We start from the raw sequence: 21,933 nt of genomic DNA, 5'->3' as shown, positions 1-21,933 counted from the left end.
GGCGCTCATGATGATCACTCACCTCGACCGGGCCAGGCCCTATGTGCTCAGCCTGTTCCGCATCGTCATCGGGTTGCTGTTCACCTGCCACGGGATCGCCTCGGTCTTCGGCACCCTGGGCCGTGAGGCCCTGCCGGCCGGCACCTGGCCCGGCTGGTACGCGGCGGTCATCCAACTGGCCGGCGGCGTCCTGGTGGCGCTCGGCCTCGGTACGCGCACGGCCGCGTTCGTGGGCTCCGGCTCCATGGCGTTCGCGTACTTCGACGTCCATCAGCGGGTGGGCCTGCTGCCGATCGAGAACGGCGGCGAGGCCGCGGTCTTCTTCTGCTGGACGCTGCTGCTCCTCGTCTTCTCGGGTCCGGGCGTCCTGGCCGCGGACCGGCTGCTGACCTCCCGCGGGGCCGCCCGCGGGGACACGGGGACGCGGCGGGAGCGGCAGCACCTGGGCGTACCCGTTTGAGGGGACGGGTACCCGCGCACCGGCCTCCCGGAACTGCCTCCGGGAGGCCGGTGCCGTGCTGTGCGCGGCAGGGGACCTCAGCGGGTGCCGGCCGCCGGGCCGGCGAACAGATAGGTCTGGCGCTGCACGACGTGGCCGGGCTGGTCGTCCGGGTCGAGGTTGACCTCCAGGAGGCGGCCGTCGGACGGCGACACGATCCAGTTCGGCCGGAGGGCCGCGGTCGCGCCGATCTTCCAGCCGCCCTTGTCCCGCTCGCCCGCGACCCGGGCCGGCTCCCAGCCCCAGTCCTCCCTGTTGCTCTCGGTGGGACGGGCCGCCCACTTCCAGGAGATCCGGGTGCCGGAGCGGCCGTTGCCGTCCTTCACACCCTCCGTCACCGTGGCTCCGGGCGTCTTCGCCAGGACGCGGAAGAGCGCGGAGCGCAGCCTCGGCGACAGGGGCGCGTCGGTCAGCAGCTGGCCGGCCTGCTGGACGGTCTGCTCGGCGGCGTCGTCCGGCCCCTCGGCCCCGGCGGACAGGGCGCGGCGCAGCGCGTCCGGCTCGGTGGGCAGACCGACGAGGCCGTCCCAGGTCACCGCGGTCCTGCCGACGGGCCAACCGGTGCCCCCCGGATTCCTCTTGGTGACGGTGCGGCCGTCCGCGGTCCGGACGACGACCGCGTCCCGGCCCAGGAAGATGTCGTCGGTGTGGGCCTTCCGGCCCTCCGCCCACGTCTTCACGGTGGTCCTCCAGTACGGGGCGGTGCCGGTGCTCCCCGCCGCCGCCCGGTCCGCCATCGCGCCGAACACCTCGGCCGCCGAGGCGCTGGCGGCGGGTCCGCCGCCGAGACCGGTGGCCGGGAGGATCGCGGCGCCCGCCGCCACCGCCGCGACGGCGGCGGCGGCGAGGGCGAACACCCGGCGCCGGCCGAAGCGGGGCCGCACCCTTGCGGGCGCGGGCGCGGCGGCCCCCTCGGTGTCGGCGGCGATGGCCCCGAGGACGAGGGAGTGGGCCCGCGCCAGGACGGCGGGGTCGAGCGGTTCGGTCCGGCCCGCGCGTGCGAGGGCGGCGGCGCCGGGGAAGTCGAGCAGGCCGGTGTGCGCGTCGTCGTGCGTCATGCGAAGTCTCCCGTGAGGGTCGTACGGGCGGGGCCGGTCAATCCGTCGCGCAGCCGGGCGCGGGCCCGGTGCAGTCGGGAGCGGGCGGTGCCCGCGGGTATCCCGACGGCGGCGGCCGCCTCGGCCGGGGTCAGCTGTTCCCAGGCGACCAGGAGCAGCAGCTCCCGTTCCGCCTCGGGCAGTGCGGCGAGCACGCTGCGCAGCCGCGGGCCCACGGCGGCGGCGTCGAGCCGCTGGTCGACGGCCTGCCAGGGGTCGCCCACGACGGCGTCGGCGGGCGCCTGCGGGCGGCCGGCGGCGCGGGCGGCGGTCTGCCGGTGCCGGGCCAGGACGTTCCTGGCGACGCCGAACAGCCAGCCCCTGGCGGAGCCGCGTGCCGCGTCGAAGGCGCCCCGGTGGGCGTAGGCCTGGAGCCACACCTCGGAGAGCAGGTCGTCGGCGGCCGAGGGCGCCCGGCGTACGAGATAGCCGTGCAGGGCGGCGGAGTGCCGGGCGACCAGGGGTTCGAAGGCGGTCGGCTCACGGGCGGAGCGCGTGAGCAGGTCCTCGTCCGGATCCATGGGTCTCCTGTCCGATCCCGCCCGGGTGACGGTCTCACCCCGTACTTGCACGGGAGCGGGGTGAGCGTTCGCGGCGGCCCGCTACTCCGTGGCGAGCGCCTGCCGGAACCCGGTGTTGACGGCGGTCAGCCCGCCGTCCACACAGAGGGTGGTGCCGGTGACCCAGGCCGCGTCGCGGGAGGCGAGGAAGGCGACGGCAGCCGCGACGTCCTCCGGTTCGCCGACCCGGCCGAGCGGGTAGAGCCCGCCGACCCGGTCCAGTTCGGCCTCGCGGCCGGCCCAGGCGTCGGTGCGCAGGGTGCCGGGCGCGACGAGGTTGACCCGGACGCCGCGCGGCCCGGCATGGTCGGCGAGGGTACGGGTGAGGCTCGCCAGGCCCGCCTTGGCGGCGCTGTAGGCGTGGTTGCCGAAGTCCTGCACGCCGTTGACCGAGCCGATGGACACGATCGCGCCCCTGCCTGACGCGGCGGGGGCCTGTCCGGCGGATCAGGGCCGGAAAGGGCGCGGTGTCTGGTGCGGTGCATCGCAAGGCGCCGGAGCGTCCTCATCGCGGAGCGATTGGGGCGTTTCGGCAACGCCGCGAGGTGCCGTGCCAGACACCGTGACCCCGGCCCTGATCCGCCGGACAGGCCCTGGGTGCGGCAGGGCTGCGCGCGAGCAGCGGAAGGCGCCGCCGAGGGTGATGTCGAGGTCGCGCTGCCAGGTCCCGTCGGGCTCGTCCTCGAAGAGGGCGGCGTCGGGGGTACAGGCGTACGCGTTGTTGACCAGCACGTCGAGCGTGCCGAACGCGGCGACGGCCCGGGCCACCGCCGCATCGACGGCCGCCCGGTCCGCCACGTCGCAGACCTGTGCCTCGGCCGCCCCGCCGCTCTGCCGGATCTCCGCCGCGACGCGCTCCGCCCGCTCGCCGTCGAGGTCGGTGACCAGGACGCGGGCGCCCTCGGCGGCCAGCCGGCGGGCGGTGGCGGCGCCGACGCCCTGGCCGGCCGCGGTGATGAGGACGCCGTGTCCGGAAAAGCGCGCGGGGGCGCCGGGAGGAGGAGTCATAGCGCCGACCGTACTGCGCGCACCAGTGCCTGGGAACGGGGGTCGGCGGTGACTCCCTTCTGCAGACCGTTGGTCACATAGCCGAGGGCGATGCCGGATTCGGGGTCCGCGAAGCCCAGCGAGCCGCCCCGCCCGGGGTGGCCGAAGGAGCCGGGGGCGAGCAGCGGGGAGGTCGGTCCGTGCAGCATGTAGCCGAGGCCGAAGCGGGTGGAGACGACCAGGACCCTGTCCGGTCCCGCCGACTCCTCGGTGCGGGCCAGGGTGAGGGTGGCGGGGGCGAACAGCCGGTGGCCGTCGACCGGGCCGATCATCGCGGCGTAGCAGCGGGCGAGCCCCCGGGCGGTGGCGATGCCGTTGGAGGCGGGGAGTTCGGCGGCCCGGTAGCCGGGGTCGTTCTCGTCGGGGAACGGGTCGATCGCGCCGAACGCCCGGCGGGTCAGCGAGTCCGGGTCGCGGTAGGCGTCGGCGACCGAGCGCTTGGGGCGCAGCCGCAGGGCGCCGGATCCGTCGCCCGCGGGCGGTTCGACCGGTCCGATCCGGCCGACCCGGTGGGCCTCGTCGTCGGGGATGCCGAACCAGAAGTCCAGGCCGAGCGGGCGGGCGATCTCCTCGGCGATCCAGCGGCCGACGGTCCGCCCGGTGACGCGCCGCACCAGTTCGCCGATGAGCCAGCTGTAGGTCTGGGCGTGGTAGCCGTGGGCGGTGCCGGGTTCCCACTGGGGCCGCTGGGCGGCGACCGCCCTCGGCCCGCTCACGCCGTCGGCGGCCTCCTCGGGGGTCAGCGGCCGGTCCAGGGCCGGGACCCCGGCGCGGTGGGCGAGGAGGTGGCGGACGAGGACGCGTTCCTTGCCGTTCGCCTTGAACTCCGGCCAGTAGGTGCCGACCGGGGCGTGCAGATCGATCTGGCCGCGCTGGTGCAGCAGCAGCGGTACGGCGGCGGCGATGCCCTTGCCCGCCGAGCGGACGATCTGCACGGTGTCGACGGCCCACGGTTCGACGCCGTCGACGTCTCTGGTCCCGGCCCACAGATCGACGACCTTGTACCCGTGCCGGTAGACGGCGACCGCTGCCCCGCGGTCGCCGCGCTGCTCGAAGTTACGGATGAAAGCATCCCGGACCGGTTCGAATCCGGGCGCCACCGTGCCCCGTACGTCCACGCCTGCTCCTGCGCTCCCGCTCATCCCCCCATGGTGCACGGCGTCGCAGGTCGCGGGTGGGGCGGGTCACCTCATGTTCACCGTCACGGAACGCGGATCGAATCCGAAGGGGAGCTCCAGCCGGTGGGCGCGCATGAGTTCCTCGTCGCACAGGAGGTCCTGGGTGCGGTCGTCGGCGGCGATGACGCCGTCGCTGAGGATGACGGCGCGGCCGCACAGCTCCAGCGCGTACGGCAGGTCGTGGGTGACCATCAGCACGGTGACGTCCAAGGAGCGCAGGATGTCGGCGAGTTCACGGCGGGAGGCCGGGTCCAGGTTGGAGGAGGGCTCGTCCAGGACGAGGATCTCCGGGCGCATGGCGAGGACGGTGGCGACGGCGACGCGGCGGCGCTGGCCGAAGGAGAGGTGGTGCGGCGGGCGGGCCGCGAACTCCTCCATGCCGACCTGCTCCAGGGCCTCGGTGACCCGTTCCTCCAGCTCGGCGCCGCGCAGCCCGCTCGCGGCCGGCCCGAAGGCGACGTCCTCGCGGACGGTGGGCATGAAGAGCTGGTCGTCGGGGTCCTGGAAGACGATGCCGACGCGGCGGCGGATCTCGGCGAGATTGCGCTTGGCGACGGGCAGCCCGGCGACGCGGACGGTGCCGGCGCCCGCGTCGAGGATGCCGTTGAGATGGAGGACCAGGGTGGTCTTGCCGGCCCCGTTGGGGCCGAGCAGGGCGACGCGTTCGCCGTGCGCGACGGTCAGGTCGACGCCGAAGAGCGCCTGGTGGCCGTCGGGATAGGCGTAGGCGAGGCCGCTGACCTCCAGGGACGGCGGTACGGGGTCGGGGTCGGTGCTCATACGGTCCATCCCAGCAGACACACGGCGAGGGCGAGCAGGGGGAGTGCCGAGGCGTACGCCCACTGGGTGCGCGAGGCGGTCACCTCGTCGATGACCGGCATGGTGCCGGTGTAGCCGCGGCTGACCATCGCGAGATGGACGCGTTCGCCGCGCTCGTAGGACCGGATGAACAGGGCGCCCGCCGACTTGGCGAGGACACCCCACTGCCGTACCCCGCGCGCCTCGAAGCCGCGCGAGCGGCGGGCGATGGACATCCGGCGCATCTCGTCGGTGATCACATCGCCGTACCGGATCATGAAGGAGGCGATCTGGACGAGCAGCGGCGGCAGCTTCAGGCGCTGGAGGCCGAGCAGCAGTGAGCGCAGTTCGGTGGTGGAGGCCAGCAGCACGGAGGCGGCGACGCCGAGGGTGCCCTTGGCCAGCACGTTCCAGGCGCCCCAGAGTCCGGGGACGCTGACGGAGAGCCCGAGCACGTGGGTCTGCTCGCCGGGCACGACGAACGGCATGAGCAGCGCGAACGCGACGAACGGCACCTCGATCAGCAGCCGCTTCAGCAGGAAGGCGGCCGGGATGCGGGCCAGGGCGGTGACGCCGGCGATCAGCAGCGCGTACAGCCCGAACGCCCACACGGCCTCGCGCGGGGTGGAGACGACGACCACGACGAAGCAGAAGACGGCGGCGAGCTTGCAGTGCGGCGGCAGGTCGTGGACCGGCGAGTGCCCGTGCCGGTAGAGCTTGTGGGCGTGCCCCGCCGCACCCTGGCCCGGGGCGGGCCGGGGGCGTGGGGTGTCGCTGTGCGTGGTGGGCTTCCGCGGAGCGCCGGCGCCCATCAGACCTTCTCGTCGGTACGGACGTCGCTGCCCGCCTGCTCGTCCTTGGCACGGCGGCGGCGGGTGACCACGTAGAAGGCGCCGCTGCCGGCGACGAGGGTGGCGCCGACGCCGATCACGCCGGCGAGGCCGCCGGAGAGCCGGGCATTGGAGACGTCCTTGACGCCGTAGTCGGCGAGCGGGGAGTCCTTGGCCGCGTGCTCCTTGGCCTCCTTGTCGATGCCCTGGTCGGTGGCGACCTTCTCCAGGCCGTCCGGGTCGGCGGAGGCGTAGAAGGAGACGAAGCCGGCCAGCACGAGGGCGGTGACCAGGCCGGTGGCCCACAGGCCCCGGGTGGGCCGGTGCGCGGCCGGCGCGGGCTCGGGGGCGGCGGCCGGGGCGTCGACCAGCTCGCCGTTGACGCGCAGCTTGAGCGGGGCGGTGAGGCCCCGGGCACCGTGCACCAGGTCCGGGCGGACGGCGATGACGGCGCCGACGGTCAGCGCGGTGATCGCGGCCTCGCCGATGCCGATCAGGACGTGGACCCCGACCATCGCGGTGAAGACCTTGCCGATCGGGATGTCGGTGGTGCCGCCGATCCAGTACATCAGCGTGAAGGCGCAGGCGGCGGCCGGTACGGAGACGAGCGCGGCGACGAAGGACGCGGCGGTCATCGAGCGGCGGGTGCGCGGCAGCACGCCGACCAGGCCTCGGAAGAGGGCGTAGGCGACGACCGTGGTCACGATGCCCATGTCGAGGACGTTCACGCCGAGCGCGGTGAGCCCGCCGTCGGCGAAGAGGATGCCCTGCATCAGCAGGACGACGGATATGCAGAGGATGCCGGTGTACGGCCCGACCAGGATGGCGGCCAGCGCCCCGCCCAGCAGATGGCCGCTGGTGCCGGCGGCGACGGGGAAGTTCAGCATCTGCACGGCGAAGATGAAGGCGGCGACGAGCCCGGCCAGCGGCGCGGTGCGCTCGTCCAGCTCGCGGCGGGCCCCCTTCAGGCTGACGGCGACGGCACCGGCGGCGACGACGCCTGCGACGGCGGAGACGGGTGCGTTGATGAATCCGTCGGGTACATGCATGGGGGAGGCTCCGCTTCCTGCGTTCCTGCGTTGCTGCGCGGGGTCGTGAACCTCTCAAGGATAGGGCCTTGTTGCGAAGCGTTCGCAAGAGCGGGTCTGTCACAACTGCCCAGGGTTCCCACAGTGCTCTTTACGTAAAATATGGGACATTGGATGACGAACAAGACATATGCATAGGAGGAGCCGGCCCATGTCCCCTGTGATCAAAGAACATGCCCGCGCCCGGCTCGTCACCGACGCCCGCGATCTGCCCGTGGTCCCGGTCGAGCTGCGCTACGACACCGCCGACGCGCCCGACACCATCCACGTCCTCTTTCCGGGCGGCACCGACTGGGCCGTCGAGCGCGATCTGCTGGAGCGCGGGCTGCGCGCCCCCGTCGAGCACGGCCCCTGGCGGATCTGGCCCTGCGGCCGGGTCCAGCTGGTGGTCGAGCACCACGAGGCGGACGGCGTCGACGTGGTGCAGTTCGACGCGGCGCCGCTGATCCGGTTCCTCCGGCGCACGCACCACGAGGCGAAGCCCGAGACCGCGCGCGCCTGACCGCCCCGGACATGGCGAGAGCCCCCGTGCACGCGTGCACGGGGGCTCTCGTCGCCCCGGCCCCCCGTCCCCACAGGTAACCCGGGCTTCCGGGGCCGCGCTCCGCTCAGACGCGGCCCCGGGGTTCAGCGGCTCTCGAAGGTGTCCGAGACCGTCGGCTCAGACGCGGACGAGCTCACGCTCTCCGTCGGCGTCCGGACCGGCGCCGTCGGCGGGCACCTCGGCCAGCTCCTTGCGCAGGCCCTCGCCCTCGACGTCCACGTTGGGCAGCACCCGGTCCAGCCAGCGCGGCAGCCACCACGCGCGCTTGCCGAGCAGGACGAGCACAGCGGGCACGATGGCCATCCGCACGATGAACGCGTCGAAGAAGACGGCGATCGCGAGCGAGAAGCCGATCATCTTGATCATCTGCTCGCTGGAGCCGATGAAGCCGGAGAAGACCGCCATCATGATCACGGCCGCGGCCGTGACGACCCGGGCCCCGTGCTTGAAGCCGGTGACGATGGCCTGGCCGGGCTTCTCGCCGTGGACGTACGCCTCGCGCATCCGGGTGACGAGGAAGACCTCGTAGTCCATCGCGAGACCGAAGACCACGCCCACCATGAAGATCGGCATCATCGACATGATCGGACCGGTCTGCTCCACCCCGAAGAGCGAGCCGAGCCAGCCCCACTGGAAGACCGCGACGACCGCGCCCAGGGCCGCGACGACCGAGAGCAGGAAGCCGAGCGCCGCCTTCAGCGGCACCAGCACCGACCGGAAGACCACCATCAGCAGCAGGAAGGCGAGGCCGACCACGAGTGCCAGGTAGGGCAGCAGCGCGTCGTTCATCTTCTGCGAGAAGTCGATGTTCATCGCGGTGGCACCGGTGACCAGCACCTCGGCGCCGGTGTCGGACTTGATGTCGTGGCCCGCGTCGCGGATCGCGTGGACCACGTTCTCCGTCTCGACGGAGCTGGGCCGGTCCTTCGGGACGACGGTGATCATCGCCGCGTCGCCGGCCTTGTTGAAGGTGGCCGGGCTGACCGCCACGACGCCCTTCATCCCGGAGATCTCGTCGGTGACCTGCTTGGCGGCGGTCTTGCCGTCGGCGCTGTTCGCGGTGTCGACGACGACCATCAGCGGCCCGTTGAAGCCGGGGCCGAAGCCCTCGGAGAGCAGGTCGTAGGCGCGCCGCTGGGTGGTGCTGGTGGGCTGGGAGCCGTCGTCCGGCAGACCCATCTCCAGCGAGGCGGCCGGTACGGCGATGGCGCCCAGGCCGAGGACCCCGACCAGCAGCACCCACACCGGCTTGCGCAGCACGAACCGCGCCCAGCGGGTGCCCATGTTCGGCTTGGCCTCGGGCCTGTTCTCCGCCTCGGCGGCCTTGCGGGCCCGGCGCCCCATGACCCGCTTGCCCGCGAAGCCCAGCATGGCCGGGACCAGGGTGAGCGCGATCAGGACCGCGATGGCGACCGTGCCGGCCGCGGCGAAGCCCATCTTCGACAGCATCGGGATGTTGACGACGGCCAGGCCGACCAGGGCGATGACCACGGTGAGCCCGGCGAAGACGACCGCGGACCCGGCGGTGCCGACCGCGCGGCCCGCCGCCTCCTCGCGCTCCCGGCCCTCGGCCAGCTCGGCCCGGTAGCGGGAGACGATGAACAGCGCGTAGTCGATGCCGACCGCGAGGCCGATCATCATCGCGAGGGTGGAGGTGGTGGAGCCCAGGTCGAGCACATTGGCCAGCGCGGTGATCGTGGAGACCCCGATGCCGACCCCGATCAGGGCGGTGAGCAGGGGAAGACCCGCCGCGATGAGCGAGCCGAAGGTGATCACGAGGACCACGGCCGCCATCGCCACACCGATGATCTCGGTGGCGCCGGTCTCCGGCATCACCTGGAGCGCGTCACCGCCGATCTCGACGGTCATCCCGCTCTTCTGGGCCGCCTTCCCGGCGTCCTCCAGGGCGTCGCGGGTGGCGTCGGTCAGCTCCATCGAGTTGACCTTGTAGGTGACCGAGATGTACGCGGTCGAGCCGTCCTTGGAGACCGCCTTGCCGGCGTACGGGTCGACGACCGAGGCGATCTGGTCCGAGCCGGACTTCAGCTCACGGGTGAGCTTGTTGACCTCGGCCTTGTTGGCCGGGTCCGTCATCTTCTCGTTCTCGGGGGCCTTGTAGACGATGCGCGCGGTTGCGCCGTCGGCGCTGGCCGCGGGGAATCGCTGTTCCAGCAGGTCGAAGGCCTTCTGGGCCTCCGTACCCGGAATCGAGAAGGAGCTGGAGGTGGCGGTGGACGCGGAGGCCGCGCCGAACCCGGCGAGCGCCAGCAGTGCCACCCAGATCAGGGCGACATAGCGGCGGCGCCGGAAGGCGAGCCGTCCGAGCTTGTAGAGGAATGTGGCCACGGGGGCGTACTCCCGGTCAGGTCGTTGAGTGGAATGGGGCGTGAGGAACCAGCCCGACGACGAGAGCGGCGTGTCAGGTGGGGCTTGGGGAGAGGGCCGTGGGGACGGCTGTCAGACTCCGAGAGCGGGGAGGATCACGGAGTCGACGTAGTCGAGAAGGAACGCCTGGTCGACGGCGCGGTCCTCGACCAGCTGCCGGGCGGCGACAGCGCCGATCAGCATGTGCGGTACGTATTTCAGCGCCGGGTTGTCCGGACGCAGCTCACCCCGGTCCACGGCACGGCGCAGCAGGGTGTCGAGACCGGTCATCTCCGGTTCGATCAGAAGCTCGCGCAGGGCCTGCAGGAGGTCGGGGTTGTCGTGGACGGCATGGCTCAGACCCCGCATCAGCGCGGCGTCCTTCTCCATCTGACAGTCGTCACTGCGGCTCAGGACGGCGTGGAAGTCACCGCGCAGGGAGCCGGTGTCCACCTCGCCGAGCGTGACGGGCTTGTTGTGCCGCAGGGCCGTGACGACGAGAGCAGGCTTGCTCCCCCACTGGCGGTAGAGGGTGGCCTTGCTGGAATGGGTGCGAGCGGCGACGGCATCCATCGTCAGGGCGTCGTAGCCGACCTCGCGGAGCAGGTCGAGCACGGCGGCGTACAGCTCGCTCTCACGCTCGGGCGTGAGCCGTGTGCGTGCCATGTGTCGACCTCCTGTCCCTGGGTTGTCCCTGGGTCCCGTCATCGAACGAAACTGTTTCGTACACCAGGACGGTACCTCGCGCGCCTAGCGAAACGAAATAGTTTCGCTTGTGTCCCGCACCACAAGTTGCCGCGGCCCCCTCGCGCGGAAAGCATTGGGGGGTGAGTGACGACGTCTCGTATCTCCGGTTCCCGCACCTCCACGAGGATCTGCTCTGCTTCGCGGCGGAGGACGACCTCTGGGTCGCCCCGCTCGCCCCCGAGGGGGTGCGGCCCGGGCGCGCCTGGCGGCTGACCGTCGACCGCACCAGAGTCAGCCATCCGCGCTTCTCCCCCGACGGCTCCCGCATCGCCTACACGACCTGGCGCAGCCTGGACCCCGAGATCCACCTCGCCCCGGTCGACGGCGGCCCGTCCCGCCGGCTCACCCACTGGGGCTCCACCGACGCCCGGGTCTGCGGCTGGACCCCCGATCCGGGCGATGCCTCGCAGATCCTCGCCGTGTCCTCGCACAACCAGCCGTTCTCGTACTTCTCCTGGGCCTACAGCGTCCCCACGGACGGCAGCCCCGGCGGCAAGCTGCCCTGGGGCCCGGTCTCGGACATCGCGGTCGCCGACATCGACGGCGAGCGCCGCACCCTGCTGCTGACCGGCACACCCCCGCACGAGCCGGCCGCCTGGAAGCGCTACCGGGGCGGGGCCATGGGCCGGCTCTGGCTGCACGGCGAGCGGCTGCTCCCGGACATCGACGGGCACCTCGCGACCCCGATGTTCGTCGGCGGCCGGATCGCCTTCCTCTCCGACCACGAGGGCGTCGGCAACCTCTACTCCTGCCGCCCCGACGGCGGCGACCTGCGCCGCCACACCGACCACGACGCCTTCTACGCCCGCAACGCCTCCAGCGACGGACGGCGGGTCGTCTACCAGTGCGCGGGCGAGCTGTGGCTCGTCGACGACCTGGAGTCGCCCACCGCGGTCCCGCGCAAACTGGAGGTGCGGCTCGGCGGACCGCGCACCGGACGGCGTTCCTACCAGGTGCCAGCCGCCAGCAACGTGGACTCGCTCTCCGTGGACGAGACCGGCCGGGCGAGCGCCGTCGCCGTGCGCGGCAGCCTGTACTGGCTCACCCACCGCGACGGCCCCGCCCGCACCATCACCGACACCCCAGGCGTCCGGGTCCGGCTGCCGGAGATGCTGGGCAGCGGCAGCCAGGTCGCGTACGTCACCGACGCGGAGGGCGAGGACGCGATCGAGATCGCCCATCTGCCGCGCGCCAGCGGCGACCGCGCCCCGCGCCGGCTCGCCTCCGGGCTGATCGGCAGGGTCCAGGAGCTGATCTCCGACCCGGACGGCGAACGCCTCGCCATCGCCTCGCACGACGGCCGCCTCCTCCTGCTGGACACCGACGAGGAGACGTCGAGCGGCGAGCCCACCGAGCTGATCCGGTCCGTCAACGGCCCGGTCCGCGATCTGGCGTTCTCCCCGGACGGCGCCTGGCTCACCTGGTCGCACCCCGGCATCGGCCGCTCGCTGCGCCAGATCAAGCTGGCCCGGATCATGGGGCCCGGCTCCCCGGTGATCGTCGATGTCACCAACGGCCGCTTCGAGGACGAGAACCCCGTCTTCACCGGCGACGGCCGCTATCTGGCCTTCCTCTCCTGGCGCGGCTTCGACCCGGTGTACGACGTGCACACCGGGGACCTGTCCTTCCCGCTCGGCTGCCGCCCGTATCTCGTCCCGCTCTCCTCGGCGACCCCGTCCCCCTTCGCCCTCTCCCCCGACGGCCGGCCCGCGGCGGGCGGCCTCGACCCGGTGGACTCGGCCGAGGCGGGTACGGCGGAGGGCTCCACGGTGACCGTCGAGTTCGAGGGCCTGGAGAGCCGGGTCACGCCGTTCCCGGTCTCCGCCTCCAAGTACTCCGCGCTCCACCCGGTCAGCGGCGGCGGCCTGGTCTGGCTGCGCTGGCCGATCTCCGGCGCGCTCGGCGAGACGTTCGCCAACCCGGCGGACATGTCGGGCCGCCCGACGCTGGAGCACTTCAACATCGCCAAGGCGAGGAAGACCGAACTCGTCGACCACCTCGACTGGTTCGCCGTGAGCGGCGACGCCTCCCGGCTCGTCGTCATGGACGACGGCGAACTGCGCGCCGTCCCCGCCACCGAGCCCGGCGACAACGACTCCACGGTCTACCTCGACCTGCGCCGCATCCTGCACGAGGTCGCCCCGGGGGCGGAGTGGCGGGGCGCGTACGGCGAGGCGGGCCGCATCATCCGCTCCTACTTCTGGGAGCCGGACATGTGCGGGATCGACTGGCCGGCGATCCTCGACCAGTACCGCCCGCTGGTCGAACGGGTCGCCACGCCCGACGAGTTCGCGGACCTGCTCCGCGAGGTGCTCGGCGAACTCGGCACCTCGCACGCGTACGTCTCGCCCGCCCGCCGCAACGAGGGCCCGCCGCACTACCAGCGCGCGATCGGCCTGCTCGGCGCCAACCTGGTGTGCCGGGACGGCGCCTGGACCGTCCAGCGCATCCTGCCCGGCGACTCCTCGGACTCCAAGGCCCGCTCCCCGCTGGCCGGTACGGGCATCCGCGAGGGCGCGGTCCTCACCCATGTCGACGGCCGCCCGGTCGACCCGGTCACCGGCCCCTACCCCCTGCTCGCGGCGGCGGGCGGCACCACGGTGGAGCTGACCTTCACCCCGGCGGGCGGCGAGGGCCGCTCCCGCCGCATCGCGATCGTCCCGCTGGTCGACGAACGCCCGCTGCGCTACCAGGACTGGGTCGCCAAGCGCCGCGAGGTCGTCCGCGAACTGAGCGGCGGCCGGTGCGGCTACCTCCACATCCCCGACATGGGCGGCTCGGGCTGGGCCCAGTTCAACCGCGACCTGCGCATGGAGGTCTCCCGCCCCGCCCTGATCGTGGACGTACGCGGCAACGCGGGCGGTCACATCAGCGAACTGGTCGTCGAGAAGCTCACCCGCACGATCCTCGGCTGGGACCTCACCCGAGACGCCCAGCCGGTCTCGTACGCCTCCAACGCCCCCCGGGGCCCGGTGGTCGCCCTGGCCGACGAGGCCACATCCTCCGACGGAGACATGATCACCGCGGCGTTCCGCCTGCTCGAACTCGGCCCGGTGGTCGGCCAGCGCACCTGGGGTGGCGTGGTCGGCATGACGGGCCGCCACCGCCTGGGCGACGGCACGGTGATCACGGTCCCGATGAACGCGGCCTGGTTCGACACGTACGGCTGGTCGGTGGAGAACCACGGCGTCTCCCCCGACCTGGAAGCCCTCCGCACCCCCCTGGACTGGGCCGAGGGCCGCCACGCAGTCCTGGACGACGCGGTCCGCGTAGCCCTGGACCTCCTGGCCGCCCACCCACCGGCGACACCCCCGAGCTACGACACAGCACCGGACAAGAGGCGCCCGCCGCTGCCGCCGAGATAAGTACAGGAACCCTCCACGCGATTCACCGTCGATCCCGCGCCGCACCCTCGCGCCGTCACCATTGGCGCAAACTTTTCCAGGGTGCCCGAAACCTGCCGTTAACATGAATTTACCTGTCAGAAATGCCACACAAGCGATCCCGCATTCCACATGGACTAACTGCGTGTATAGGGCAACAGTCACCCGAGGCAACTCTCTTCGAGTGGACTGGGGTTCTCATGTGTGGAATCACCGGCTGGGTCTCCTACCGGCGTGACCTGACGGAACATCAAGAAGACATCGACGCCATGACACGGACCATGGCGTGCCGCGGCCCCGACGCCGCGGGCGCGTGGGTGGCGCCGCACGTCGCCCTGGGGCACCGGCGGCTCGCCGTGATCGACCTGCCGGGCGGCGCGCAGCCGATGACCGTGGAGACTCCCGACGGGGCGGTCTGCATGGTCTACTCCGGCGAGGCGTACAACTTCACCGAGCTGCGCTCGGAACTGCGCCGTGCCGGGCAGCGGTTCGACACCGACTCCGACACCGAGGTGGTGCTGCGCGGCTACCTCGTGTGGGGCGAGAAGCTCGTGGAGCACCTCAACGGGATGTACGCCTTCGCCATCTGGGACACCCGCACCGAGCGCCTGGTGATGATCCGCGACCGGATGGGCATCAAGCCGTTCTACTACTACGAGACCGAGGACGGCGTCGTCTTCGGCTCCGAGCCCAAGGCGATCCTGGCCAATCCCACCGTCGCCCCCGTCGTCGGACTCGACGGCCTGCGCGAGCTCTTCGCCGGCGCCAAGACGCCCGGCGCCGCGGTCTGGGAGGGCATGCGCGAGGTGCGGCCCGGGGAGATCATCGTCCTGGACCGGGGCGGGATGCGCCACCACATCTACTGGCGGCTGCGTTCCGAGCCGCACACCGACAGCAAGGACGAGACGGTCGCGCACGTCCGCGCGTTACTGGATGACATCGTGCGCCGCCAGCTCGTCGCCGACGTGCCCCGCTGCACGCTGCTCTCCGGCGGCCTGGACTCCTCCGCGCTCACCTCCCTGGCACAGATCCACCTGGCGCCCCAGGGCGAGACGGTGCGCAGCTTCGCCGTCGACTTCCCCGACCAGGACAAGCACTTCCAGGCCATCGACGTCTCGCCCACCCAGGACACGCCCTACGTCCACGCCGTCGCCGAACACGTGGGCTGCGACCACCAGGACATCATCCTGGACGGGGCCGCGCTGTCCGCCCCCGAGGTCCGCCGCGCGGCCGTGGGCGCCCGTGATCTGCCGGCCGGCATCGGCGACCGCGACAACTCCCTCTATCTGCTGTTCGCCGCGGTCCGCCGCCACTCCACCGTGGCGCTGTCCGGCGAGTCGGCCGACGAGGTGTTCGGCGGCTATCCGTGGTTCCACGACGAGCGGCGGTACGCCGAGACCTTCCCCTGGCTGGCGGGCCGGCACTCGCTCATCGAATCGGGCGGCCAGATCAGTGAGGACCTCAAGCCCGCGCTGGCCCTCGGGGACTTCATCTCCGACAGCTACCGGACGGCCGTCGCGCAGACCCCCGCCCTGGACGGGGAGACGGGCCTGGACCAGCGCATGCGGGTGGTCAGCCACCTCCATCTGACCCGCATGGTGCAGACCCTCCTGGACCGCAAGGACCGGATGAGCATGGCCGTCGGCCTGGAGGTCCGCGTCCCGTTCTGCGACCACCGCCTCGTTCAGTACGTCTTCAACGCCCCCTGGTCCCTGAAGACCTTCGACGGCCGTGAGAAGAGCCTGCTGCGTGCCGCGACCCGGGATGTCCTGCCCGAGTCGGTCGCCAACCGCAAGAAGAGCGGATACCCGGGCACATTCGACCCCGCCTATGTCGAGGCCATCCAGTCCCAGGGCGCCGAACTGCTCCGCGCCGGCCACGCCGCGACGGACCTGGTCAACCGCGAGCGCCTCACCGAGGCCACCACCCGGCCCGCCGCCGACCTGGACCAGCGGCAGCGGATGCTGCTGGAGCGCACACTCGACCTGGGCGCGTGGTTCGACATCCACCACCCGACGGTCAGGGTCTGACCCCGACGAGGAGCGGGCCCCGGCCCGCTCCTCGATTTCCCCTTTCCGTCCGGGGCACGGAATTCGCATGAAGTCAAAAGGCACATCGGCGATTGACACAATGCCTGCGGATATGCCCTCGCGATTGCTCGAAAATCGCCAACCATGCGGCTCACCAAAGGAATTGACACCCACCCGATAAATACCTACGGTCCGGTCGTCAGGATTTCCCGATCGCGTCCGAAGGTATTCATGACCACGTCTGCGCTGCCCAAGAACAGGCAGCAGTTGATCCTTGCCGTCCTCATGGTGTGTTCGCTGCTGATCTGGCTGGACAACACCGTCCTGAGCACCACCCTGGAGACGCTCGCCGACCCGGTCCGCGGGCTCGACGCCGGACCGGCCGAGCTGCAATGGGCCACCGGCGCGTACACGCTGGCCTTCGCCACGCTGATGTTCACCGCCGGCGCACTGGGCGACCGCTTCGGGCACCGGACCGTACTCGTGACGGGGCTGGTGGTCTTCGCCGGGGCGTCCGTGTGGGCCGCGTACGCGGGCGGTCCCGGCCAACTCGTGGCCGCGCGGGCCGCGATGGGGGTCGGCAGTGCGCTGATCATGCCCGCCGACATGGCCATCCTCATGTGGACCTTCACCGGGCCCGCCCGGTCGACCGCCATCGCCGTCTCCTCGACCTCCGCCGGTGTCGGGATGGCGGTGGGCCCGGTACTGGCGGGGGTGCTGCTCGGGCACTTCTGGTGGGGCTCGGTCTTCCTCGTCAACGTCCCCGTCGTGGTGGTGGCGCTCCTCGGCGTCGTCCTGTTCGTCCCCGACTTCCGCAGCCCGGTGGTACGGCCGCTGGACCCGGCCGGGATGCTGCTGTCCGTCAGCGGCCTCGCCGCACTCGCCTACGGGCTGATCCGCGCCGGCCAGGTGGCCGCCTGGGGCCGTACGGACGTCTGGGCGCCGACCGCCGTCGGAGCCGTCCTGCTGACCGCCTTCGTCCTCGCCGAACTGCGGGCCCGCGTACCCGGATTCGACCCCCGGCTGCTCGCACGACGTGCCTTCGGGGGTGGCAACGCGGCGCTCGGGCTGCTCCTCTTCGCCGTGTCCGCCATCACCTTCTACGGCGCGTTCTACCTCCAGGGCGCACGCGGCTACTCACCCCTCGAAGCGGGCCTCGCCGGGCTCCCGACCGCCCTCGGCGCGGTCCTGGGGGCGCCCGTCGGCGCGCGCCTGGTGCGCCGCTGGTCGCTCCGGCCCGTCACCGTGCCGGCCCTCGTCGTCGCCGCCCTGACCATGGGCGCGTACGGACTCTTCGGGCTGCGGACCCCACTCGTCCGCATCGAGTTCCTGCTGCTGGTCCAGGGCCTCACCATCGGCATGGTGCTCGGTCCGGTGACCGCGGCCCTCGTCAGCACGCTGCCGCTGGACCGGGCCGGTGCCGGGTCCGCCGTCACCAACACCGTGCGCCAGACCGGCAGCGTGATCGGGATCGCCGTCGGCGGCACGATCATGTCGCTCGTCTACCGGAGCGCGATCGAACCCTCGCTCTCCGACGCGCCCGCCCCGGTACGGGACCAGGCCCGGATCTCCGCCGAACAGGCCCGGCACGCCGCCGAGGCGACCCACCGGCCCGCGCTCGCGCACGCCGCCGACGACGCGTTCGTCCACGCCATGCACGTCGGCGCGGTCTGGATCATGTGCATCACGCTCCTCGGCGCCGCCGTCCTGTTCGCCGCCCTCCGCCCGGACCGGAAGCCGGGTCCCATCGACCACCGCGCCCCGACACCGCACGAGGGCACTCACGGCAAAACGAAGCGGAACGCGGTATAAGAGGCCCGTCATCCCCGACCACGCCCCACAACCTCAGATCTTCCTCAAAATAGGAACGAGCCGAACGAATTTTGAATCCCGGTTTCTTCGGCAGCATTCCATCAATTTCTTGACGCCGCACTCGCCCATTCATTACGGTCCACTTATGTCAACTTCACGGGGAGGTCGACGCGTTCGTCGACCGGGGAAAAAGTTGAGCAAGGCGGCCAAGAAGTACGGACACCTGCGGTCGGCCGGTGTCCTGCTCGCGGCGGGGCTTGCCGCGGTCGGCCTGTCGGCCTGCTCCGGAGAAGCAGGCCCGGCGAAGGGCCACCCCTCGAAGGGCCACCCCTCGGCCTCGGGTGCCGCCGCCCACTCGTCGCCCGGCAAGAAGAGCCTGGACGACGCGGCGAAGCCCGCCAAGGCTCTCGTCGACGAATACACACCCAGCGGCTACAGGACGTCTCCCGTCGCATCCGGATATGACTGGGCCAACGCGTCCGGCCAGAAGATCTCCGAATCGCTGCCGGGTGACCATCTGTTCCAGATCGCGTGCTCCGGCAGCGGCGCCGTCACGGTAACTGTCTCTCTCCCGAAGGGAGACAGCAAGGAACAAGTGGAATGCGGAGCCAAAGCCCGCACCATTTCGTTCGACGGAAAGTTTGACGCCGTCGTCAGCGGAGGTACGTCGAACAGCGGCGCCTACGCATGGCGCATCGCGGGCCGGGCCTGACCACCCCGGCCTCATCGCGGCTTCCCGCCGCACCAGCAAACGGAGGAAAAGAATGCGCAAGACCATTGTCCGGAGCATGGCCGTCGGAACGGCCGCGATCGCTTTCATCGCGGTGTCCGGCACCGCCGCCCAGGCGGCTCAGACCGGCTCGGGGAAGGCGTACGGGGGCTGCACCAACTCCGTGACGCTCTGGCGCACGGGCGGCACCGTGTACGCCAACGCCAAGATGACCTGCAAGAAGAAGGGTCTCATCCTGCGCCCCACGGTGGCGCTCTCCGGGAACAACGGAAAGACGTTCAAGTCCGACGGCAAGGCCTGCCGGAAGGCGACGACCTGCACGACGCCCACCGTGTCGGTGAAGGCCACCAAGGGGTGGACCTACCGCGCGTCGAACTCCGGCAACGCCACCCTCGCCATCCTCGGCGTGGACGACGAGTTCTGGCCCATTTCGAGCGTCGCCCACACCACGTACAAGGCCAAGAGCTGACCTGCCTCGGACACCCGCGACGGCCTGCCGGCTCCCCCCGGCGGGCCGTTCCGGCTCTGTGCCTACGCGTACGGTGCGCCGTTCGACGCGGATGCGGCCCGTCCGCGTGCCGCTCACCGAGCCCGTCAGGACGGCGGGACGCGGTAGTAGTCCTCGACCACCGCCCGTACCTCCTCCAGCAGCGCCGGTCCGTCCTGCGGTACGGGCGGGCGGCCGTTGCCCGGCCGGATGGTCAGCAGTTGTTCGCCGGACAGGGCGAACACCACCCGGCCCAGCCCCGCCTGCTGGATGACCGCCCCGCACATCGTGCAGGGCTCGCAACTGGTGTACATCGTGGTGGACGCGGCCGTCGCCGCGTCCAGCTCCCTTGCCGCCCAGCGCGCGAGCTTCAGCTCGGGGTGGGCGGTGATGTCGCGGTCGGTGAGGGTCGTTTGCGGTCCTCCGCGAGCACCGTGCCGTCCGGGCCCGCGAGCAGTGAGCCGTAGGGCGGGTTGCCGCTCTCGCGCGCCTCGGCCGCGAGGGCGATGGCGCGCCGCAGGAGGGTGTGGTCGTCGGTCGTGGTCATCGCTGCTCCGTGGTGGTGCGGGAGGGGAAGAAGTGGGCGGCCACCGTGGCAAGGGCCTGCCGGCCGGGCTGCGGGTGGCGGGTCTCGCGGGGGTCGCCGTGGTACGGGTCGAGGACGACCGTGTCGGCGCCCAGCAGCCTCAACCGCTCCAGGTCGTCCATGATCTGGTCGACCGTGCCCTCGCCGGCGAGGCGTTGGGGGTCGGAGACCGGTGACGGCGTGGGCCGGAGCGCGATCCGGGGCGCGAACGCGGGTACGGGCACGCCCTGTTCGTACGCCGCCGACTTCAGCCGGTCCGCACCCTCCCGCAGCCAGGGCAGCGTGCAGCGCAGGGGGTGCCAGGCGTCCCCGAACCGGACGGCCCGGCGTACGCCCGCGTCGCTGTTGCCGCCGACCCAGACCGGGATGCGCCGGTCGCCGTAGGACGCGGTGTCGGTCCAGGCGTCCCGCAGGTCGCGCAACACGCCGTCCGTGAGGCGTCCGCGCTGTTCGAAGGGGATGCCGAGCGCGGCGAACTCCTGCCGGGCCCAGCCCACACCCACCCCGAGGACGAGCCGGCCGCCGCTGAGGGCGTCCAGGTTGGCCGCCATGCGCGCGGTCAGCAGGGCGTGGCGGTAGGGGGCGATGAGGACCGTCGTGCCGAGGCGGACGCGGGTGGTGAGGCCTGCCAGCCAGGACAGGGTGGTGAAGGGCTCGTAGAAGGGGGCCGGATAGCGCTCGGCGACATCCGGCGTGATGGCCACGTGGTCGGAGAGCATCAACAGGTCGAAGCCCAGGCCCTCCACGGTCTGCGCCCAGTCGCGCAGGACGCCGGGGTCGGTGCCGGGGCCGAAATTGGGGACGTTCACGCCGATCTTCACGCCGCCGAGCCTAGCCAGGGCATCCCGCCTCCTTGAAGGGATTCGCGCCTGTTCAGGGGCAGTTCACCCGTGGATATCCCGGTAATCTGACCGGATGACCGGGAATCTTGACTCGACGGACTGGGCGATCCTGGACGAGCTCCAGCGGGACGGCCGGATCGCCTTCACCGAGCTGGCGCGGCGGGTGAATCTGAGCGCGTCGGCGACGACGGAGCGCGTGCGGCGGCTGGAGACGGCCGGGATCGTCACGGGCTACCGGGCGGAGGTGGACCTCGAACGGGCCGGGTATGTGGCGCTGGCGGTGGTCCGGCTGAAGTACCCCGGCAGCCGGCACGAACCGCTGCGCCGGATGCTCAAGGAGCGTCCGGAGATCCTGGAGTGCCTGCGGACGACCGGGGACGACTGCTACGTCCTGAAGGTGGCGGCCACCTCGATGGCGCACCTGGAGGAAATCGTGGACGCGCTGGCCGAGTTCGGGAGCACGACCACCAACCTGGTGTTCAGCCGGACGCTGCCGTTCCGTGGCCCGAGCGAGCCCCGGGACCGTCCGCTTCCGTGAGTCCACGCACGCGGCCGGCCGCGCGGTCGACCAGGGTGAAGACGGCCAGGGCGACCGTCGCCGACGCCGCCCCGGCGAGGGCGTCCGCCGCATGCCGGCCCAGCTCCGGCCGCAGCGCGTCCACGAGCCCGAACAGCGTGGCACTCCCCGCGACCACGGCCGCGAGAGCGGGCCACCAGGAGCGGTGGCGGGTGAAGAACCAGTGGCCGAGCCCCATGCCGATCAGGGGCGCGACGGACCACTGCGGCTCGTCGAGGGCGGCGATCACGCCGTACCCCAGACCGCTGGCCGCCCAGCAGACGGCGGTCACGAAAGCCGCCTCGCGCCAGGACACGGGCCGCCTCATCCGTGCCGCCCGGCTCCGGCGTACGTGTCCCGCGCGCCCGTCCCGATATCGCGCATCCCCGCCCACTCCCTCGCCTCACGCGGACCTCGACGCGAGGAACCGCCCCCGGCCGCAATGATCGCCGCCCGGACGCGCTGTGTCATCCACGGGACACGGCACACGGCACACGGAAGGGGCGCACCCGGACGGATCCGGGTGCGCCCCTCGCGCGTTACGGCTCTGCGTCAGTGGTCGAAGCGCTCGCGCACGTCGTCCGCCGCGCCCTGGGCCTTGTCGCGACCCTGCTCGGACGCCTCGCGGGCGCGGTCGGACGCGTCCTGCGACCGGTCGCGGCCCTCGCCCTTGCCGTCCTTCATCTTCTTCTGCGCCTGGTCGGCAAGATCCTGCGCCTTGTCCTTGAACTGGTCGGCGATGCCCATGCTGTTCA

Annotated in this window: 19 protein-coding genes and 3 pseudogenes; 8 read left to right on the top strand and 14 right to left on the bottom strand. The window is 72.1% G+C overall.

The annotated features are described in order from the left end of the window. The first annotated feature begins 10 nt into the window (after window positions 1–10). Window positions 11–460, top strand: coding sequence for a DoxX family protein (locus RLT58_RS21515; protein ID WP_311314594.1), 450 nt, complete (start codon window positions 11–13; stop codon window positions 458–460). A gap of 77 nt (window positions 461–537) precedes the next feature. Here RLT58_RS21515 and RLT58_RS21510 read toward each other — a convergent pair whose 3' ends face one another. The 8 genes and pseudogenes from RLT58_RS21510 to RLT58_RS21475 form a co-directional block, all read right to left on the bottom strand. Further along, window positions 538–1,557 carry a hypothetical protein gene (locus RLT58_RS21510; RefSeq protein WP_311312003.1) on the bottom strand — a complete coding sequence of 340 codons (1,020 nt, stop codon included), beginning with the start codon at window positions 1,555–1,557 and terminating at the stop codon, window positions 538–540. Next, the gene (locus RLT58_RS21505; protein ID WP_311312002.1) at window positions 1,554–2,117 is read right to left on the bottom strand and encodes an RNA polymerase sigma factor; all 564 of its coding nucleotides are present in this window, start codon (window positions 2,115–2,117) and stop codon (window positions 1,554–1,556) included. Before RLT58_RS21505 ends, RLT58_RS21510 begins: the two co-directional genes overlap by 4 nt. 81 nt (window positions 2,118–2,198) lie before the next feature. Next, window positions 2,199–2,588: pseudogene (locus RLT58_RS21500) on the bottom strand (SDR family NAD(P)-dependent oxidoreductase); the annotation flags it as partial. 165 nt (window positions 2,589–2,753) lie between these two features. Next, window positions 2,754–3,164, bottom strand: a pseudogene (locus RLT58_RS21495) (SDR family NAD(P)-dependent oxidoreductase); the annotation flags it as partial. Next, window positions 3,161–4,321: a serine hydrolase domain-containing protein gene (locus RLT58_RS21490; RefSeq protein WP_311314593.1), complete on the bottom strand. Its 1,161-nt coding sequence runs from the start codon at window positions 4,319–4,321 to the stop codon at window positions 3,161–3,163. The gene RLT58_RS21490 and the pseudogene RLT58_RS21495, both read right to left, overlap by 4 nt. A gap of 66 nt (window positions 4,322–4,387) precedes the next feature. Then, window positions 4,388–5,161, bottom strand: coding sequence for an energy-coupling factor ABC transporter ATP-binding protein (locus RLT58_RS21485; RefSeq protein ID WP_311312001.1), 774 nt, complete (start codon window positions 5,159–5,161; stop codon window positions 4,388–4,390). Further along, window positions 5,158–5,991, bottom strand: a complete 834-nt coding sequence (gene cbiQ / locus RLT58_RS21480) for a cobalt ECF transporter T component CbiQ (RefSeq protein WP_311312000.1) — start codon at window positions 5,989–5,991, stop codon at window positions 5,158–5,160. Before cbiQ ends, RLT58_RS21485 begins: the two co-directional genes overlap by 4 nt. Continuing rightward, window positions 5,991–7,058, bottom strand: a complete 1,068-nt coding sequence (locus RLT58_RS21475; RefSeq protein WP_311311999.1) for an energy-coupling factor ABC transporter permease — start codon at window positions 7,056–7,058, stop codon at window positions 5,991–5,993. Before RLT58_RS21475 ends, cbiQ begins: the two co-directional genes overlap by 1 nt. Before the next feature lie 190 nt (window positions 7,059–7,248). Here RLT58_RS21475 and RLT58_RS21470 point away from each other — a divergent pair, with 190 nt between their 5' ends. Further along, entirely contained in the window at window positions 7,249–7,599 is a 351-nt protein-coding gene (locus RLT58_RS21470) for an SsgA family sporulation/cell division regulator (protein ID WP_311311998.1), read from the top strand. Window positions 7,600–7,758: 159 nt separating this feature from the next. Here RLT58_RS21470 and RLT58_RS21465 read toward each other — a convergent pair whose 3' ends face one another. Together RLT58_RS21465 and RLT58_RS21460 are read right to left on the bottom strand one after the other, a co-directional pair. Continuing rightward, window positions 7,759–9,987 carry an MMPL family transporter gene (locus RLT58_RS21465; protein ID WP_311311997.1) on the bottom strand — a complete coding sequence of 743 codons (2,229 nt, stop codon included), beginning with the start codon at window positions 9,985–9,987 and terminating at the stop codon, window positions 7,759–7,761. Between the two features lie 111 nt (window positions 9,988–10,098). Next, complete coding sequence (locus RLT58_RS21460) at window positions 10,099–10,671, bottom strand: TetR/AcrR family transcriptional regulator (protein WP_311311996.1); 573 nt, start codon at window positions 10,669–10,671, stop codon at window positions 10,099–10,101. A 161-nt stretch (window positions 10,672–10,832) separates the two neighbouring features. Here RLT58_RS21460 and RLT58_RS21455 point away from each other — a divergent pair, with 161 nt between their 5' ends. From RLT58_RS21455 to RLT58_RS21435, 5 genes are all read left to right on the top strand, one after another. Continuing rightward, window positions 10,833–14,117, top strand: a complete 3,285-nt coding sequence (locus RLT58_RS21455) for a S41 family peptidase (protein ID WP_311311995.1) — start codon at window positions 10,833–10,835, stop codon at window positions 14,115–14,117. Between the two features lie 218 nt (window positions 14,118–14,335). Continuing rightward, window positions 14,336–16,165: an asparagine synthase (glutamine-hydrolyzing) gene (gene asnB / locus RLT58_RS21450; protein ID WP_311311994.1), complete on the top strand. Its 1,830-nt coding sequence runs from the start codon at window positions 14,336–14,338 to the stop codon at window positions 16,163–16,165. Window positions 16,166–16,396: 231 nt separating this feature from the next. After that, a complete protein-coding gene (locus RLT58_RS21445; protein ID WP_311311993.1) occupies window positions 16,397–17,977 on the top strand; it encodes an MFS transporter in 1,581 nt (526 codons plus the stop codon). A gap of 193 nt (window positions 17,978–18,170) precedes the next feature. Beyond that, on the top strand, window positions 18,171–18,689 hold the full coding sequence (locus RLT58_RS21440) for a hypothetical protein (protein WP_311311992.1): 519 nt from the start codon (window positions 18,171–18,173) through the stop codon (window positions 18,687–18,689). A 76-nt stretch (window positions 18,690–18,765) separates the two neighbouring features. Beyond that, a complete protein-coding gene (locus RLT58_RS21435) occupies window positions 18,766–19,176 on the top strand; it encodes a hypothetical protein (RefSeq protein WP_311311991.1) in 411 nt (136 codons plus the stop codon). 125 nt (window positions 19,177–19,301) lie between these two features. Here RLT58_RS21435 and RLT58_RS21430 read toward each other — a convergent pair. Next, window positions 19,302–19,741, bottom strand: a pseudogene (locus RLT58_RS21430) (nucleoside deaminase). Further along, complete coding sequence (locus RLT58_RS21425) at window positions 19,738–20,601, bottom strand: LLM class flavin-dependent oxidoreductase (RefSeq protein WP_311311990.1); 864 nt, start codon at window positions 20,599–20,601, stop codon at window positions 19,738–19,740. Before RLT58_RS21425 ends, RLT58_RS21430 begins: the two are co-directional and overlap by 4 nt. 94 nt (window positions 20,602–20,695) lie before the next feature. Between RLT58_RS21425 and RLT58_RS21420 the strand changes: the two genes are divergently transcribed. Further along, window positions 20,696–21,160 carry an Lrp/AsnC family transcriptional regulator gene (locus RLT58_RS21420; RefSeq protein WP_311311989.1) on the top strand — a complete coding sequence of 155 codons (465 nt, stop codon included), beginning with the start codon at window positions 20,696–20,698 and terminating at the stop codon, window positions 21,158–21,160. Here the strand turns inward: RLT58_RS21420 and RLT58_RS21415 are convergent. Then, window positions 21,102–21,494, bottom strand: coding sequence for a hypothetical protein (locus RLT58_RS21415; RefSeq protein ID WP_311311988.1), 393 nt, complete (start codon window positions 21,492–21,494; stop codon window positions 21,102–21,104). The genes RLT58_RS21420 and RLT58_RS21415 overlap by 59 nt on opposite strands. Window positions 21,495–21,730: 236 nt before the next feature. After that, on the bottom strand, window positions 21,731–21,925 hold the full coding sequence (locus tag RLT58_RS21410) for a hypothetical protein (RefSeq protein WP_311311987.1): 195 nt from the start codon (window positions 21,923–21,925) through the stop codon (window positions 21,731–21,733). Window positions 21,926–21,933 lie beyond the last annotated feature (8 nt).

Source organism: Streptomyces sp. ITFR-16, assembly GCF_031844705.1.
GTDB lineage: Bacteria > Actinomycetota > Actinomycetes > Streptomycetales > Streptomycetaceae > Streptomyces.
Note: the sequence above shows the minus strand (reverse complement) of the source record. Positions and strands in the feature narration are given on the sequence as shown.